At 38.8% G+C, this 18115-nt stretch carries 13 protein-coding genes, 1 riboswitch and 2 other annotated features; of the genes, 12 read left to right on the forward strand and 1 reads right to left on the reverse strand.

The genetic code is table 11. The features are described from left to right. From IGJ53_RS03125 to IGJ53_RS03150, 6 genes are all read left to right on the forward strand, one after another. Entirely contained in the window at positions 1 to 2301 is a 2301-nt protein-coding gene (locus IGJ53_RS03125) for a glycoside hydrolase family 3 N-terminal domain-containing protein (protein ID WP_010732031.1), read from the forward strand. 6 nt (positions 2302 to 2307) lie between these two features. Continuing rightward, on the forward strand, positions 2308 to 3279 hold the full coding sequence (locus IGJ53_RS03130) for a LacI family DNA-binding transcriptional regulator (protein WP_010732032.1): 972 nt from the start codon (positions 2308 to 2310) through the stop codon (positions 3277 to 3279). A 21-nt stretch (positions 3280 to 3300) separates the two neighbouring features. Next, positions 3301 to 4698: a glycoside hydrolase family 1 protein gene (locus IGJ53_RS03135; protein ID WP_438749550.1), complete on the forward strand. Its 1398-nt coding sequence runs from the start codon at positions 3301 to 3303 to the stop codon at positions 4696 to 4698. A gap of 159 nt (positions 4699 to 4857) precedes the next feature. Then, positions 4858 to 5481 (forward strand): hypothetical protein, encoded by a 624-nt coding sequence (locus IGJ53_RS03140; protein ID WP_010732034.1) that lies wholly within the window; start codon positions 4858 to 4860, stop codon positions 5479 to 5481. A 312-nt stretch (positions 5482 to 5793) separates the two neighbouring features. Beyond that, positions 5794 to 7887, forward strand: coding sequence for an LTA synthase family protein (locus IGJ53_RS03145; RefSeq protein ID WP_002374032.1), 2094 nt, complete (start codon positions 5794 to 5796; stop codon positions 7885 to 7887). 218 nt (positions 7888 to 8105) lie between these two features. After that, a complete protein-coding gene (locus IGJ53_RS03150; RefSeq protein ID WP_010732035.1) occupies positions 8106 to 8972 on the forward strand; it encodes an Rgg/GadR/MutR family transcriptional regulator in 867 nt (288 codons plus the stop codon). Between the two features lie 21 nt (positions 8973 to 8993). Here the strand turns inward: IGJ53_RS03150 and ndk are convergent, their stop codons facing one another. Next, positions 8994 to 9431 carry a nucleoside-diphosphate kinase gene (gene ndk / locus IGJ53_RS03155; protein WP_002308328.1) on the reverse strand — a complete coding sequence of 146 codons (438 nt, stop codon included), beginning with the start codon at positions 9429 to 9431 and terminating at the stop codon, positions 8994 to 8996. A 172-nt stretch (positions 9432 to 9603) separates the two neighbouring features. After that, a riboswitch (M-box (ykoK) riboswitch) is annotated at positions 9604 to 9778 on the forward strand. A 341-nt stretch (positions 9779 to 10119) separates the two neighbouring features. On the opposite strand from ndk, the gene mgtA reads away from it, so the two are divergent. The 6 genes from mgtA (at position 10120) to IGJ53_RS03185 (ending at position 18042) form a co-directional block, all read left to right on the forward strand. After that, a complete protein-coding gene (gene mgtA / locus IGJ53_RS03160; protein ID WP_438749554.1) occupies positions 10120 to 12768 on the forward strand; it encodes a magnesium-translocating P-type ATPase in 2649 nt (882 codons plus the stop codon). 86 nt (positions 12769 to 12854) lie between these two features. Further along, positions 12855 to 13526, forward strand: a complete 672-nt coding sequence (locus IGJ53_RS03165) for an HAD family hydrolase (RefSeq protein WP_010732037.1) — start codon at positions 12855 to 12857, stop codon at positions 13524 to 13526. Positions 13527 to 13602: 76 nt separating this feature from the next. After that, positions 13603 to 13836, forward strand: a binding site (T-box leader). 41 nt (positions 13837 to 13877) lie between these two features. After that, positions 13878 to 14116: a binding site (T-box leader), on the forward strand. 59 nt (positions 14117 to 14175) lie between these two features. Next, complete coding sequence (locus IGJ53_RS03170; protein WP_010732038.1) at positions 14176 to 15249, forward strand: methionine ABC transporter ATP-binding protein; 1074 nt, start codon at positions 14176 to 14178, stop codon at positions 15247 to 15249. A 1-nt stretch (position 15250) separates the two neighbouring features. Then, entirely contained in the window at positions 15251 to 15931 is a 681-nt protein-coding gene (locus IGJ53_RS03175; protein WP_002312131.1) for a methionine ABC transporter permease, read from the forward strand. Positions 15932 to 15947: 16 nt separating this feature from the next. Next, complete coding sequence (locus IGJ53_RS03180) at positions 15948 to 16787, forward strand: MetQ/NlpA family ABC transporter substrate-binding protein (RefSeq protein WP_010732039.1); 840 nt, start codon at positions 15948 to 15950, stop codon at positions 16785 to 16787. Between the two features lie 31 nt (positions 16788 to 16818). After that, positions 16819 to 18042 carry a M20 family metallopeptidase gene (locus IGJ53_RS03185; RefSeq protein WP_002320010.1) on the forward strand — a complete coding sequence of 408 codons (1224 nt, stop codon included), beginning with the start codon at positions 16819 to 16821 and terminating at the stop codon, positions 18040 to 18042. Positions 18043 to 18115: the final 73 nt, after the last annotated feature.

Genomic DNA, 18115 nt, shown 5'->3' on the forward strand with positions numbered 1-18115 from the left:
GTGTACGATTACCCGTATCAAAACCCAAAGTTAACCATCCGCCAAAGAGTAGAAGATTTACTTTCGCGGATGAATATTGCTGAAAAAGTAGGACAGGTAAACCAGCATTTGTATGGTTGGGAGTGTTATGAAAAAAACGGAGACAAGATCGAATTAACAGAAAAGTTAAAAGAACATGTTAAATGGGGAGGCGGTCTGGGTGCCTTATACGGTCTGTTTCGCTCTGATCCGTGGTCTAAAACAGATTATAAGAATGGAATTCCTGCAAAAGAAAGCTGGAAGGTGGCTAATCTAGTCCAAGAATATGTACTACAGCATTCGCGATGGAAAATTCCTGTTTTGCTTGTGGAAGAATGTCCACATGGTCATCAAGGTTTGGATGGGATTTCTTATCCAACGAATATCGGCCGTGGAAATACCTTCAATGTAGCGTTATTAGAACAAACGAGCCGATTGATGGCAAAAGAACTGGCTGCTAAAGGTGTTCATTTAGCGTTGGTTTCGACTTTGGATCTGGCAAAAGATCCTCGTTGGGGAAGGACAGAAGAGTGTTTTGGGGAAGATCCGATTCTCTCAGCTCGTTTTTCTGAAGCGGTCGTTCGAGGGTTCCAAGGAGAGCTTATTTCAGAAAAAGTTTCTTTTCTTGATCAGACAGTAGAGGAAATCAATAAGAAGAAGGATCAGATCGGTGTTGTGTTAAAGCACTGTATCGCACAAGGAGAAGCTTTAGGCGGTCATAATTCAGGCACAGTGACGATTGGACGCAGAGAGTTTTCCGATATTTACGGACCATTATTGAAGAGTACAAGAAATGCAGTAGGTGTCATGGCTGCTTATAATGATATCGACGGGGTACCTTGTCATATCAATCGAGCGCTTTTTGAGCAAATATTAAGAAAAGAGATTGGTTATCAAGGGATCGTTATGGCAGACGGTGTTGCTTTGGATCGTTTATCCGATGTTTTTACAGATAAAAAGACTGCTGCAGCATATGCATTAGCGGCAGGAATCGATCTCAGTTTGTGGGACGAGACCTATACCAAGATTGCAGAAGCCATTGATGATCAAGTCGTAGATGAACAGCTACTAGATCAAGCAGTTCGCCGAGTTTTATCTGTCAAATTTTTATTGGGTTTGTTTGAACAGCCGTTTGCAAACGATCCAAAGGAGTATTGGGATCATCTCATGGAGGAATCAGAGCACTTAAATTTAGAGACAGCAAAAGAAAGTATCACTTTACTAAAAAATGACGGTATATTGCCGTTGGATCAACAAGTAAAAAACATTGCTGTTATAGGACCAAATGCTCACGATGTATACCACTTGTTGGGAGACTACTCTGCACCACAAACAGAAGACCGTTTGAAAAAAACGATAGTACAAGAAATAAAAACAGAGTTTCCCCAATCAACGGTTTCTTATGCACAAGGATGTGAAGTAAGAAATCAGGAGGATCAGGAAGAAAAATTATTAGAAGCGGTGACCCTTGCTCAAAACTCAGATGTGATCATTGCAGTTCTAGGTGGATCAAGTGCGCGGAACTTTGATATGGAATTCCTTCGTAACGGGGCAGTTTCATCGAAAGGGATCAACATGGATTCTGGAGAAAATGTAGATGTTGCTTCTCTTTCTTTAGGTGGATACCAAGAACGGCTGATCGAACAATTGCATCAACTAGGCAAGCCAATCATCACGATACTTGTGCAAGGAAGACCCTACGATTTGATGAAAATCGAGTCATTTACGAATGCCATTGCAACAGCATGGTTTCCTGGACAGGAGGGTGGAAAAGCCATTGCGCAGATGATTTCTGGAAGAAATAACCCAAGCGGACGATTGAGTTTGTCTTATCCTAGAAATAGTCAGCAACTACCTGTTTATTACTATCAGCGTGCTGCTTCTAAACAAGAGAATTATTATGATTTAAGTGGCAGTCCATTTTATCCTTTTGGACATGGTCTAAGCTATACAACATTTGAATACAGTCAGATGGAAGTCAAAACGGATATTGACAAAGTAATAATATCAATTAAAGTTAAAAATACAGGAAGTGTTTCAGGTAAAACAAGTACTCTTGTCTATGTCCGATTAATTGACGGCGCTGTCATCCAAAGAACGAAATTATTGAAAGCTTTTCGTAAAGATGAATTGGAATCTCAAGAGGAAAGACTGCTTGTTTTTGAACTCACTTCTGAAGACTTTAGTTATATGGATATTGATGACAAACAGCATTATGCAAAGAAAACGGTCATCATGGTCGAACAACAAGAAAGAGAAATCAAATGTAACTGGCAGGAGTGAAAATGTATGGCATCGATCCGTGACGTGGCTAAGATGGCTGGTGTTTCAGTGGGAACAGTTTCCCGCTATTTAAACGGTCAGCAGCTGAAGGAAAAGAATATGGAAAAAATAGCAGAAGCGATTTCAGCGTTGGACTATAAAGAAAACATCATTGCTAAAGGATTGAAGAATAATCGAAGCTTCTCTATTGGACTTTTGATAAACGGGATATCTAGCCGTTTTGGTTCAGAGGTTGTTTCAGGGATCGAAAGAGTAGCTGAAGAAAATGGGTATAGCTTATTATTAAGCGGGTTTGCCGATCAGCCAGAAAAAATCGAACAAAAAATCGAATACCTGATGAAGCATGCGATCGATGGGTTGATCGTCTTCTTATCAGAAGAAGAGTGGTCTGGATTTGAAATGCTCACAAAAATGAGTATCCCAGTTGTCGCATTGAATTGTCCGGATGGGCCAGCAGGTATTGATACAATAGTAGTGAATGATCGAGAAAGTGTAGCAAAAGTGATTGCTCATCATGGCGAACAAGGACATAAAACAATAGGATTTATTGCTGCCGCTCAGACAGATTACGTAGCAAGAGAACGTTTAGCTGGAGCTAAAGAAGCGGTACAAAAGGATCCGTCTATCCATTTAGAGATCTTTACAGGAGACTATTCTAGAAAAAGCGGCTATTACGGAGCAAAAGCATTATTAGAAAAAGGGGCAACTGCTATTTTTGTCAGCAATTACAATATGTCGATTGGTGCCATCGAATGTTTCAATCAAGAAGGTGTCAGAATCGGGAAGGATATTGCGTTCAGTCACTATGATTATTTAGATAAAAACGATCTGAGTATCCTTCCGAAAATCACGATCACGCCACCAACAGATAAAATCGGGGAACGAGCAGCAGAACAGCTGTTGAAACGAATCAAAAAAGAAGAGGAAGAAAATGAAAAAGTGATTGTGATGGAAAATATCATATATGGAATCAACTAAAAAAGAAAAAGAGGTGCTTTGATGAAAAGATATCAATTTCCAGAAAATTTTTGGTGGGGCTCTGCAGCAAGTGGTCCACAAACAGAAGGAAGAATTTCAGGCGATGGAAAAGGAGAGAACATTTTTGATTATTGGTACAAAAACGAACCGCAAAAGTTCTTTGATCAAGTAGGACCTGAAAAAACCTCGCAAGTTTATACGAAGTATCAAGAGGATGTACAGTTGATGAAACAGACTGGGCATAATTCATTTCGAACCTCTATCCAATGGAGCCGTTTGATACCTGATGAATCTGGAACAATCAACGAAGAAGCCGTTCGTTTCTATCATCGCTATTTTGATGAGTTGATTGAAAACGGTATCGAACCCTTTGTTAATCTGTATCATTTCGATATGCCGATGTATCTGCAAGAAAAAGGCGGATGGTTGAACCGAGAAACGGTTGAAGCCTATGAAAAATACGCAAAAAGTTGTTTTCAATTGTTTGGTTCGAAAGTAAAAAAATGGTTTACCCATAATGAACCGATCGTTCCAGTCGAGGCAGGCTATTTGTATCGATGGCATTATCCGGAAGAATCAGATATGAAAAAGGCAATCCAAGTTGGTTATCATGAAGTGTTGGCTTCAGCGTTAGCCATCAAAGCTTACCATGAAATGAACCAAAGCGGTGTCATCGGAATCATCTTGAATTTGACACCGAGTTATCCAAGAGACGAATCAAATCCCGAAGATGTTAAAGCAGCACGAATAGCAGATGCGTTTTTCAATCGTTCATTCCTTGATCCAGCTGTAAAAGGCGAGTTTCCCAGTGAATTGATCGAGAGAATAAAAGAACTCGATCTAATGCCGGAGATCCATCCAGATGATTTGACGATCATTAAAGAAAACACAGTAGATCTTTTGGGAATTAATTATTACCAGCCACGCCGAATAAAAGAAAAAGAAACACCAATCGATACTAAAAACGGTCCTATGCCTGAGGATTACTTCGACAATTATGAAATGCCTGGTCGTAAAATGAATCCTTATCGCGGATGGGAAATCTATGAAAAAGGAATCTATGATATTTTGATCAATGTACGAGATCATTATGGGAATATCGACTGTTTTATTTCTGAAAACGGCATGGGTGTAGAAAATGAAGCACGATTTATCAAGGAAGATGGTATGATCCACGATGATTATCGGATCCAATTTGTTCAATCTCATCTGAAATATGTCCATCAAGCCATTCAAGAAGGTGCCAATTGTTTAGGTTATCATATGTGGACATGTATGGATAACTGGTCGTGGACCAATGCCTATAAGAATCGTTACGGTTTTATTTCGGTAGATTTAGCACAAGATGGAAAAAGAACGATCAAGAAATCGGGTCATTGGTTCAAAGATGTATCGGACAGAAATGGATTTGAAGCTTAAAGAAAGAATAGCCAAGAGAGAATGTATAAAAGTCCCTATTCTTACCGCTTCAGGAAAAAGAAGTTCAATTATTTACGATCTTTTTCAACTTTTTTGTCTTTCTATTTCATTTTTTGTATATAATAGAATAGTCAAAATTAAATAGGAGTGGAGGAAGGCATGAGGAAAAAAAGACCGTTTCTTCTCTTTTGGTTATTCGGTTTTTTCTTACTGCTTATTTTATCCGCAGCATTTTCAGGAAAAATGACAGCAGATCTTGCTCAGAAAGAAACAGAAAAAATCGTAGCAAGCAAAGAATCAGTAGATAATTTCAAAAAAGAATTCTCAACTTATTGGTGGGAGGAATATAAATTAACTGCCAATTACGAAAAAGGTGAATTGGACATCTATTTGCCGAAAGGAAAAGAAGAAAATCAATTTATCAATATCGATGACGTACTTAGTGCGATTTCTCTCAGACAATATCAATTCAAAGATAAACATTTGACCGTTTTGCTTTTGACTCATGATGGCGACAAGGTAGCTCGTTTGAAAAATGGAAAAGTGATCACAGCTTATTCTGAAAAAGTGGACAAAAAAGTGGTGGCCGATCGATTAGCGGAATGGAAAAAGACCAATGAACAAGTCAAGAAAACAACAGATTCTTCTCAAAAAAACGAATCGACAGGAACAAGTCCTTCAGATTCTGGCAGTGGACAAACGATAACGGGAAATGAAGAAAATCAAGCCTCAATCATTACGAATGAGTCATCAGAAGGACAATATCAAACTTATGGGCAATGAAAAACAGAGGTTGTGACAGAAGTGGTCAGCTTCAAGAAATAAGAAGCTGCGACAAGAATTTTGTCACAGCCTCTTTTTTTGTACGAATACCGAGAAACTGGCTTTTAAATACCGTGGAGTGAAGCGGTCACCACAAGACTTTTATCTCTTCATTAGTTTAATCGCTTACATCACAGCGGTTTTATGCTGTGAAAAGTGGACGGAATAATCTTTAGAAAGAATAAAAAAATCTTAAGATAACAACTTTTTTAGGAAATTTTCATTTTTCAGGAGCAAAATAAGAAAAAATGTGAATAGAGAGAAGTGATATACGTGACACAACTTAAAAAATTGTGCCAAAATCGTTTAGCAATCGTTTTGACAGCTGTTTTCTTTTTCTGGCTGAAGACGATCATTGCCTACTATGCAGATTTTTCATTAGGTGTGGAAGGTACGATCCAGTACTTTATCTTGTGGATCAACCCAATTGCGACTACCTTATTGTTTTTTGGCCTTTCTTTGTATATTAAAAAGCCAAAGCCAGCGTTAGCTATTCTTTTGATCATTGATATTTTAAATACGCTTTTGTTGTACTTGAATATTATTTTTTATCGGGAATTCACAGATTTCATTACAGTCAAATCTGTATTAGGCTTTTCGAAAGTGTCGCAAGGGTTGTCAGGAAGCTCCTTTTCTTTGATGAAGCCCCATGATGTCATCTACTGGCTGGATATCGCTGTGTTCATTGGGCTACTGGTTTGGTTGAAGGTCAAGAAAATACCTATCAAAAGCAACCCTGTCAGTAAACCGATGGCTATCGCTGTTACCTGTCTTTCAGGATTGATTTTTTCAGGAAATCTAGCGTTGAGCGAAGCCAACCGTCCACAATTACTGCAGCGGACATTTGACCGTTCCTATATTGTCAAATATCTAGGGATCGATGCATACACTATTTATGACGGGATCAAAACAGGAATGACTAGCAGTGTTCGCGCACATGCAAGCAGTAATGGAATTGATGAAGTTTTAGATTATACAAAGAAGCATTACGCAGAGCCAAATCCTGAAACATTTGGGCTCGCTAAAGGAAAAAATGTGATTGTCCTTCATTTAGAAAGTTTTCAACAGTTTTTGATCAATATGAAGGTAGACGGACAAGAAGTCACGCCATTTTTAAATAGTATTTTCCAGAATCAAGCAACGATCAGCTTTGACAATTTCTTTCATGAAGTAGGACAGGGAAAGACAAGTGATGCTGAAAACATGCTGGAAACTGGCACATTTGGTTTACCTCAAGGCTCATTATTCACAGAACTTGGGTCAGATAATGTCTTTCAAGCAGCACCAGCGATCCTTGGACAAACACAAGGCTACACAAGTGCTGTTTTCCATGGAAATGTAGCTAGTTTCTGGAATAGAGATCATGTATATAAAAATTTAGGGTATGACAATTTCTTTGATCGATCTTATTTTGATGAATCCGACGAAACGTTAGGTTATGGGATATTAGATAAAGATTTATTCAGAGAATCTGCCCAATATCTTGAGCATCTACAACAGCCGTTTTACACGAAATTTCTTTCCGTAACCAACCACACGCCTTATTATACGGATGACAAGAATTTCGACTTTCCATCTTTGAATACTGGCAATAGCACAGTAGATAATTATGTTCGAACGGCACATTATCTGGATCAATCATTGGAACAATTTTTTACGTATTTGAAAAAATCTGGTATTTACCAAAATTCAATCTTTGTGATTTACGGGGATCATTTTGGGATCTCGAATACAGATAATAAAGATTTAGCAAGTGCTCTTGGTAAAGATCCAGATACATGGGATGAATTTGACAACGCACAGATGCAACGAGTGCCATTGATGATCCATATGCCTGGTTATACTAAAGGGACAGTCAATCATGAATACGGTGGAGAAATCGATGTTTTGCCGACATTACTACATCTATTGGGAATCGATGATAAAGATTATCTTCATTTTGGTACAGATTTATTATCTTCTCAGCATGATCAAGTAGTTGCTTTTCGAAATGGGAACTTTGTGACACCCAAATACACCGTCTTAGGAGGAAAAGCTTACAATAATCAGACAGGAGAAATCATCGATACGAAAGCAGCAGGAATCGACGAGGAAATCTCCAAAGATCAGGAAAAAGTCAAGACTGCGTTAAGTCTTTCAGATAAGCTGAATCAGGAAAATCTCTTGCGGTTTTATGTGCCAAACGGATTTGAGACGATTGATCCGAAAAAATATGACTATAAAAATGAAGCGGAACGTAATGAAGCAATCGAAAAGCAAAAAGGTGAACATTCGACCAGTGTCTTTTCAAAAAACGGCAATAAAACAACGACTAACCTATATCCAGTAACAGGAACCCATGCGGAGCAGCAAAAAAATACTCAATAAACAATCAAACCAACCTTCAGGGATTAGACAGCAGTCTCATGCTTGAAGGTTGGTATTTTTTATGAGAAAAACATTTTTTTATTTTTTTCGTGTATTTTTTCTTTTTAACGTATCTATTTATTGAATGCGGAAAATTTAAATTGAAATAATCATTCCTCTTATTGGCAAGCATTCTGGAAAAGCCAAGGGTTAATTTCAATTAAAAAAGGAGAACTATTATGTATGATGGAGAATTGATCAAGAAACTTCGAGTCAACAAAAAGCTGACGCAGTCCCAATTAGCGGAAGGAATCTGTTCTAAAACTTCGCTAGTCGGGATCGAGACAAATTCAGTGAAAAAAGTATCGTTTGGAACATTGAAATCATTTTTAGAGCGAATGAACATGACACTTGCCGAATATGAATGGATACGAAATCAGCTTGATGAGCCAAAAAAATTAAAGAAAAAAAGGCGAATGCTAGATCGGGTTCAAGAAGACAGCTTTGATCCTTATAAAGAAATTGCTAATAACCGCAGGCACTATAAGAAAACAGAAGATCTGTACTATTTGGTTTTGAATCTGCACATGTCCAAAAAAACAGAAGTATCTGAGACGGAATTTGAATTTTTGCGTTATGAATGTCGTATCATTGAAGAATATTTGATGCAAGTACCAGAGTATGGGCAATTTGAAGTATCTATTCTAGCTGATTTTCCTTGGATATTCAGTGATCGGTTTATTGAGAATAATTATTTGAAAATCAAAAAAAGAATGCGACGAATCGCGCAACTGAATAATCACGAGCAGTATCTTTTTACTTTTTTGACGAATTTGACTTTGTTTTATATAGAAAATGGTCGCTTAAAAAAGGCACGTAGCGTGAATGAAGATATGAAACGGAGTTTAGCGCATAAAGAAAGAAGTACAGTGATTTATGAAACATTGATGGCGGATTATTACCAACGACTGATTTCCGCTGCTTTAGGGGAAGAAAAATCGGAAGACTACCAAGAGTTTTTCGCAGTGATCGAATATACATTAGGGAAGAATCAAAGGAATTCTTTAGAGAAAAAACTGCTGGCCATTGCTAAACCCAGCAGTTAGACCAACAGTTTAAGATTTGTATCACTTCGCCGCTTTTTCAGACGGTTTGTTTGTATCGAATGGTGGGAAAAAGCGGGCGATCTCTTTTGTTGCAGCATCACGGGAATCAGAAGCATGGATGATGTTTTCAGTTCCCGGCAGTGCATAATCTCCTCGGATCGTACCTGGAACGGCATCAGCCGCTTTTGTTGCTCCGACCATTTTACGGACGATATCGATTACTTCCTCGCCGACCAGCACAAGATAAACGACCGGACCAGAAGTCATGTAATCGATCAGCTCATCAAAAAAACTGCGTTCAGTCAAGTGCTGATAATGCTCTTTTGCTAGTTCAGGTGTCATCGTTGCAAATTTCATTTCAGCAATGGCCAGTCCCTTTGCTTCAAAACGTTGGATGATGCTTCCGACCAAATGGCGTCTTACGCCGTCTGGCTTGATAATAACAAGTGTTCGTTCCATAACAGCACCTCGTTTCCTACTATAATTCTATTATAGCGGGAGGTGGAAAATGAGACAAATAAAACTGCGTGAGACAGGAAATATAACGCGTGTATTTTAAAAAAGTATGAAAAACATGGAAAATTAATTTGACATCCTCTTTTTTAGTTGTTATATTAACGAAGGAAAACCGAATAGGATTTGTTAGGTGAGGCTCCTATACAAACATAGGCTACTGCCCAAAAACGTCGAGAGACGCCAATGGGTAGAACAGGAATTGTCGAGATAAGGCTTTTCATAAGGTAGCTAAAAGCAGATATCTGCTTTTTACGTTGTACAGTGTCAAAACTCAACGATGAGATCTGAGAAGCTTTTTTGATTTGCTTTTTCAAACCTTTCGCTGAGTATTTGGCGAGAGGTTTTTTTGTTGCCGCAAATCCCATCGGTGAAAAAACAAAAAGGGGGGTGAGCGAGTTGGGAAAATAACTATTCGAAAAATGATTGGAAGTCATGAATTAAAATTACTTAGTAAAGGAGATGAGAACAAATGGATGACAGTCATTCGAAAAACAAGGATTTAGAGGAAAGGCCAGGGCTATTATCTATCTGTTCTCAGCCCCTTTCAGCATTTTCTCTATCGATCCGATAAATAGCAAAAGACCAGAAACAGCGAGAACAGCTGTCTTTTGGACACAAAGGAGAGATCGAGATGGAAAAAAAGAAAGATACACAAAAAATCTATGCAGCTTTTGCTGGAAAAACGAAGCAAGAATTATTTGAATTGTTCCATGCATCAGCAAATGGATTGTCAGAAGAACAAATCGAGCGTTCAAGAGAAACTTATGGTGAAAATGCGATTTCATATGGCAAAAAAACACCATTCATTATAGAAATATTGAAAGCATACATCACACCCTTTACATTAGTGTTGATTGCATTAGGAATTATTTCATTCATTACGGAATACGTATTAGCCGCTCCAGGAGATAAAGATCTCTTCGGTGTAGCCATTATCTTCACTATGGTTATCGTCAGTGGGACGATGACGTTGATCCAGTCTGTGCGTTCTAATCAAGCAGCTGAAAAACTGAAATCACTTGTGAAAGTAACGGCAGCTGTCAAACGAAATGGCGAATATACTGAGATTCCTATGGAAGAAATTGTCTGCGGAGATCTTGTTCGGCTTTCAGCAGGAGATATGATACCAGCGGATATGCGTTTATTGTCCGCAAAGGATCTATTCATTTCCCAAGCAGCACTGACAGGGGAAAGCTATCCAGTAGAAAAGCATGCGAAAGTATGTGAAGACGATCAGCAAAGCGAAACAAGTTATGAAAATCTTGTCTTTATGGGAAGCAATGTCATCAGTGGAAGCGCGGAAGGAATCATTGTTTCTGTCGGAAATGACACACTATTTGGGCATGTAGCAGAAACGCTATCTGAAAAACCCATCCAATCAAGTTTTGAATTAGGCATCCACAAAACATCCATGCTGCTGATCAAATTTATGTCATTGATGGCTCCAGCAGTTATCGTTATCAATGGGCTTACAAAAGGAGATTGGTTAGAAGCTTTTCTTTTTGGGTTATCTGTAGCAGTTGGTTTAACACCTGAAATGCTTCCAATGATCGTTACGACGAATTTGGTCAAAGGAGCAAGTGTGATGGCCAAAAAAGGAACAGTCATCAAAAATTTAAATGCTATCCAGAATTTTGGTGCAATCGATGTGTTATGTACGGATAAAACGGGGACATTGACACAAGATAAAATCATTCTTGAATATCATATGGATTGTGAAGGAAATGAAGATGATCGTGTTTTGCGCCATGCTTATCTAAACAGCTACTATCAAACAGGGCTGAAAAATTTGTTAGATGTGGCTATCATTGATGAAGCAGCAGAAACTTTAGATACAGATACGATCAATTATCAAAAAGTAGATGAAATTCCTTTTGATTTTGAACGTCGCCGTATGAGTGTTGTGGTCGCTGATCCAGCTGGCAAAACACAGATGATCACAAAAGGCGCGATTGAAGAAATGTTGAACATTTCTAAATTTATTGATCTTGGTGGTACTGTCGCACCATTAACAAAAGAACGAAAAGAAGCGGTGCTTGCAAAAGTACAATCACTTAATGAAGACGGCTTGCGAGTGATTGGTGTCGCACAAAAGACCAATCCAAGCGTTGTTGGAGAATTTTCAGTCAAAGATGAGTCAGACATGGTTCTGATTGGTTATCTTGCTTTCCTTGATCCACCAAAAGAAACAACAAAACAAGCGTTGAAAGCTTTAAAAGAACATGGTGTAGCTGTAAAAGTTCTGACTGGAGACAATGAATTAGTCACACGGTCTGTGTGCCGTCAAGTAGGCCTAGAAATCAATGAATTGATTACTGGTGAGAAAATCTCAGAAATGAATGATCATGAATTAGCGCAAGTAGCTGAAGACCATGAAGTATTCGTAAAATTGAATCCTCAGCAAAAAGCACGTTTGACGACAGCTTTACGTAAAAATGGTCATACTGTCGGATTTTTAGGAGATGGTATCAATGATGCTCCAGCAATGAAAGTGGCTGATATCGGTATTTCCGTGGATACAGCTGTGGATATCGCAAAAGAATCAGCAGACGTGATCCTTTTAGAAAAAGATTTGACGATTTTGGAAAGAGGTCTTCTTTCTGGACGAGAAACTTTTGGAAACATCATGAAATATATCAAGGCTACAGCAAGTTCTAATTTTGGCAATATGTTTTCCGTACTGATTGCCAGTACGTTCTTACCATTTTTACCAATGTTGCCTTTGCAACTTCTGTTTTTGAATCTGATCTATGACGTTTCTTGCATTTCCTTACCATGGGATCGGATGGATAAAGAATATTTGGATGAGCCAAAGAAATGGAATGCATCTAGTATTGGAAAATTCATGGTTTATTTTGGTCCAATAAGTTCGATTTTTGATATCACTACTTACTTGTTGATGTATTTTGTTATTTGTCCTGCTGTAGTTGGTGGAAGTTTCCATACATTGGATAGCTCACAACAAGTGATTTTTATCGCATTATTCCATGCAGGATGGTTCGTCGAATCCCTGTGGACACAAACATTAGTGCTCCATGCATTGCGTACACCGAAAATACCATTTATCCAAAGCAATGCAACATTTGCCATGCTAGTTATCACTACATTAGGAATCATTGTTGGTTCAGTCCTTCCGTTCACAGGATTTGGTGCTGAGTTAGGCTTGATGCCGCTCCCTGGCAATTACTGGTTATGGCTACTTGTAACAGTCGTCGCTTATCTGGCGCTTGTGACAGCTGTGAAGAAAATCTATATCCGTCGATTCCAAGAACTCTTATAAGTGATACGGCTGGCTCTATGCTTCTGTTCATTTTGGATCAGTCATGCTAAACTAGGTGTATTGTTTTGGAAAGGATTAATGTATAGATGAAAGGTGCAATATTTGATTTAGATGGTTTGTTAGTGGATACGGAAAGAACGTATCGCGATGGTTGGCTTTGGGGATTCCAGCAATTTGATATTCATATCCCGAAAGAAATCGTTGACGCTTGGGGCGGAAAAAACTGGAAACAAAGTTTTGATATTTTAGTGCAGGCAGCAGGCAGTCCTGAAAAAGTGCAGGAAGTCCGAGCAAAGCGTGAAGAATATTTTTATCAACAGCTGACAAGTGGAGCTATCCAATTGAAACCCTACGCAAAAGAAATATTGGCAGACTTAAAAGAACGTCATATGAAACTAGGAATTGCTACGACAACTGTTACGAAAAGAGCAATAGATATCTTGGATCACTTTCAATTAGCCGATTACTTTGATACGTTTACGTTCGGAGATGAAGTATCGGAGAACAAGCCTTCACCGGTCCCTTATCTGACAGCTTTGGAACGAACAGGATTAGAAGCTCCTTCAGCTTTTGCAGTGGAAGATTCTTTAGTAGGAGCGACAGCCGCTTCACGTGCAGGACTAGGCGTTGTTTTGATACCCGATTCCAGTTTTGTTCGAAATTATAGCGTCGAAGAGAAGGAAAAATTGAACCTTCTTGCGGAAGGGAAAGATCTTCGAACTGTTATTGAAATGTTAGATAAAAAAACAGAAAAATAAATATAGAAAAAATAATTTGAATTTCATGCTTGACTTTTCAGTTTTCCTCCTGTAGATTAATCCCAACAACAAAATATTGATTTCGTTGAGAAGGAAAGTAAGTTTGGAAACTTTGCAGAGAGGCTCTGGCTGGTGAGAAGAGTCAAGTAAGAAAAGCTGAAAATGGCCTTGGAGAATAATTTGTCGATAAGTAGGCAAATTCGGAAATGTTCGACCGTTAAAACGAACGCCAATCTCTCTTTTTGAGATGTTGGGCTTGAGGGAAGGAAACTTCCGAAAAAAGGTGGTACCACGATACGTCGTCCTTTTACTGACATAGTTTATGTTAGTAAAAGGATTTTTTTTTGAATATTATTTGCATTGAAATGGTAAGTACGATAGAAGAACCTTTGACAGAGAGCTTCGGTAGCTGAGAAGAAGCAAGGAACGACTATTGGAAAATGGCCATCGAGCAATTCATCCCGAGCATAGATGTAAGGCGATGACGGCTGCGACCGATATCTTGCTAGAGTATGATGGTACTTGAAGAGGAGTTGTGTGTGAACACAGCTTGAACATGAGGTGGTAACACGCAAAAAGGCGTCCTCAAGAAAATGACTATTTTTCATTTTCTTGAGGATGCTTTTTTTATAGACAAGGAGGAATGTTAATGATTGAATTGCGAGATGTTTCTGTATGTTTCAAACAAAAAGAAAAAGAGATACAGGCAGTAGATTCTGTAGATTTAACGATTGAAAAAGGGGATGTTTATGGGATCGTCGGTTACTCAGGTGCAGGAAAGAGTACGTTAGTCCGCGTGATGAATTTGTTGCAGAAACCAACAGCAGGAGAAGTCATCGTCAATCAGACGAATTTAAGCCAGCTCTCTCCAAAAGAATTGCGAAAAGAAAGAAAGGCCATCGGTATGATCTTTCAGCATTTCAATCTAATGGAAAGTCGAACGATTTTTGACAACGTAGATTTTTCTCTAAAGTATTCTGGAAAATCAAAACAGGAACGTCGTCAAAAAGTGAATGAACTACTGGAACTTGTCGGTCTGGAAGAAAAAGCATCTGCGTATCCTAAACAACTGTCGGGGGGACAAAAACAACGAGTGGCAATCGCACGAGCTCTGGCAAATGAACCTAAAGTGTTGTTATGCGATGAAGCAACTAGTGCACTTGATCCGAAAACGACCCTTCAGATCCTTGCACTGTTAAAAAAACTAAATCGTCAACTAGGTCTAACGATCGTCCTGATCACTCATGAGATGCAAGTTGTCAAAGAAATCTGCAACAAGGTAGCGGTTATGGAAGCGGGGAAAATCATTGAAAAAGGTAGCAGCATCCAGATTTTCAGTCATCCTGAAGAAGAATTGACTAAAGATTTTATTCGGACAGCGACACACCTTGACCAAGCATTGGAAACAATCAGTGCCCATGCAGCTTTTGCCAATCAGATTGCAAATAAATGGTTGGTGGAATTAAGTTATATCGGCAACCAGACGAACGAACCTCTAATCGCTCATCTTTACAGCAAGTACCAAGTAACAGCGAATATCTTATACGGTAATGTAGAGCTATTACAAGAAACACCCTTAGGAAGTTTGATCGTTACTTTAGCTGGAGAAACCAAACAGCGGCAAAAAGCATTGGATTATTTGATCAAATCTGGTGTAAAAGCAACTATTTTACAAAAAAACGAATTAGATAACCGTATCAAAGTCATCGAAGGAGGAAGCTAAAATGACTGAATTTTTTAAAACATATTTGCCGAATGTCTATTTGATTCCGGATGAATTCATCGAAGCGACAAAGCAAACACTATATATGTCTTTTTGGACGGCATTCATTGGTGGGATTATCGGAATCATCTTAGGTGTGACGTTAGTAGTGACGCGTCCAAATGGATTACTAGCTAACAGGCTGCTGTTCGAAATACTTGATAAGTTGATCAATATCATTCGTTCCATCCCTTTTATTATCTTGCTTTCCCTTTTAGCTTTGACTACTCGTTTCTTAGTTGGAACGACGATCGGTGCCAAAGCAGCTTTAGTCCCTTTGATTTTTGGCGTTGTCCCGTTTTTTGCCCGTCAAATCGAGAATGCACTGCTAGAAGTTGATCCTGGGGTGATCGAAGCAGCAGAAGCGATGGGCACGAGCCCAATCGGCATCATTTTACGTGTTTATTTGTTAGAAGGGTTACCTGGTATCATTCGGGTCTCAGCGTTGACGATCATCAATGTGATCGGACTGACTACCATGGCCGGAGCAGTAGGTGCCGGAGGATTAGGGAATCTTGCTATATCGAGAGGATATAATCGATTCCAAACAGATGTAACGATTGTCGCTACATTATTGATTCTGGTCTTAGTTTTTTTGAGTCAATTTATCAGTAATCAACTGATTAAAAAAATCACACATTGAAAGTGGAGGAGAAAAAATGAAAAAAATTATTCGTTTTGTAGTCATTACATTTGTAGCAGTTATTTGGTTGGCAGGGTGCAGCCAAGGAAAAGCAGCTACAACTGACAAAAAAGAAACTACCGTAAAACTAGGGATCATTGGGGAAGATACAGATGTATGGGACGATGTGAAAGACCGTTTGAAAAAGGAAAACATCCATTTGGAATATGTGAAATTTACAGATTACAATCAGCCAAATGCGGCTTTAGCAGATGGATCGATCGATTTGAATTCCTTCCAACATCAATTCTTTTTAGACAATTACAATGAAGAACACGGAACTGATTTAGTATCGATTGGGAATACGGTTAATGCACCGTTGGGAATTTATTCCAATACGTTAAAAGATGTGGCTGATATCAAAGACGGAGCGAAAGTTGCAATCCCTAATGATGTCACGAATGGCGGCAGAGCTCTTCTGTTATTGCAAACTGCTGGATTGATCAAAGTGGACAAGGCAAAAGGCCAAGCGCCAACTGTTTCTGATATTACCGAGAATAAAAAAAATCTAGACATTTCTGAGTTAGATGCTTCCCAAACAGCACGTGCTTTGTCAGATGTAGATATTTCAGTCATCAATAGCGGTGTAGCTGTAGATGCTGGATTTAATCCTGCTTCTGATGCAATCTTCTTAGAACCAGTCGATGACCATGCACGTCCTTATGTCAATATCATCGTTGCAAGAAAAGAAGATGAAGACAATAAAACGTATCAAAAAATAGTAGATGCCTATCAAACAGAAGAAACAGCCAAAGTAATCGAAAAAACATCAAAAGGTTCAAGCGTACCTGCGTGGGAAACATTCGGGAGAAAATAAGAAAAAACGACTAGCATAGGAGGAAATTTTTATGACAACCACACTCTCAACAAATCAATTGAAGGATTTGATCCAATACCGTTTACCAGAATATCAAGCACTTGCACTAGCTATCCACGATCATCCTGAAGTAAGTAATTATGAATTTTATTCCTCAGCAGCTTTAATCAAACAATTGGAAAAAGAAGGGTTCTGGGTAGAAAAAGAAGTAGCTGGGCACCGAACAGGTTTTGATGCACGTTATATTTCCAATAAACCAGGTCCGACAATTGCCTTTTTGGCAGAATTTGATGCTTTACCAGGTATTGGTCATGCATGCGGACATAATTTATTTGGTACTTACTCCGTATTAGCAGCCAGCATAGTGAAACAATTCATTGATGAGATTGGCGGAGAAATCCGTGTGTATGGTACTCCGGGGGAAGAAGGAGGCGAAAATGGATCAGCTAAGGGCAGCTTCGTTCGGGAAGGGTTTTTTGAGGATGTCGATGCAGCATTATGTGTCCATCCAGCTTTTCGTTATGGGAAAACGACAGAATCTTTAGCAAATGATCCAGTCGATATCAAATTTTACGGTGTCGCTTCTCATGCAGCAGCAGCACCTGAAAAAGGAGTAAATGCTTTGGAAGCCTTGATCCAAGTGTTTAACGGAATCAACGCTTTACGCTTGCAATTGCCAAAAGATGTCAATATCCATGGAATCATTACAGACGGAGGCGTGGCGGCCAACGTCATACCAGACTACGCTGCTGGACGTTTCTATTTACGTGCAGGAAATCGACAAACATTAGACAAAGTATATGAAAAAGTGGAAAATATCGTACGAGGCGCTGCATTAAGCACGGGTACGACTTTTGAGTTTGGATTGTTCCAAAATGCAGTCGATGATGTCATCGTCACGCCTTCTTTCGATGACTTATTCTTCCAACATGCAAAAGAAGCAGGTGTGCCTGATGAAGAAATAGAAACGGAACAAAGAACAAGTCTAGGTTCTTCTGATGTAGGAAATGTCAGCCAAGTCATTCCAACGATACAGCCTACTGTAGCAATCTCTGAGACATACATTGCCGGACATACAGAAGAATTCAAAGCTGCTGCTAAAAGTGAAAAAGGACTTGCTTCTATTGCGATTGCAGCGGAATTACTTGCCAATACAGCTCTAGATTTATTGAGAGAACCCAAGCTATTAGAAAAAATCAAACAAGAACATCAAGAAATAGTAGCAAGAAAAAAACAAGAGGGCGCTACTTTCTAGTAAAAAGATAAAGTTGTGAGTGAAAGTTATAAAAATAATTTTCAGAAAAATGAAAAAACATTTTCTTTTTCAT

The sequence above is a fragment of the Enterococcus sp. DIV1283b genome (assembly GCF_051710965.1).
GTDB classification, from domain to species: domain Bacteria; phylum Bacillota; class Bacilli; order Lactobacillales; family Enterococcaceae; genus Enterococcus_B; species Enterococcus_B lactis.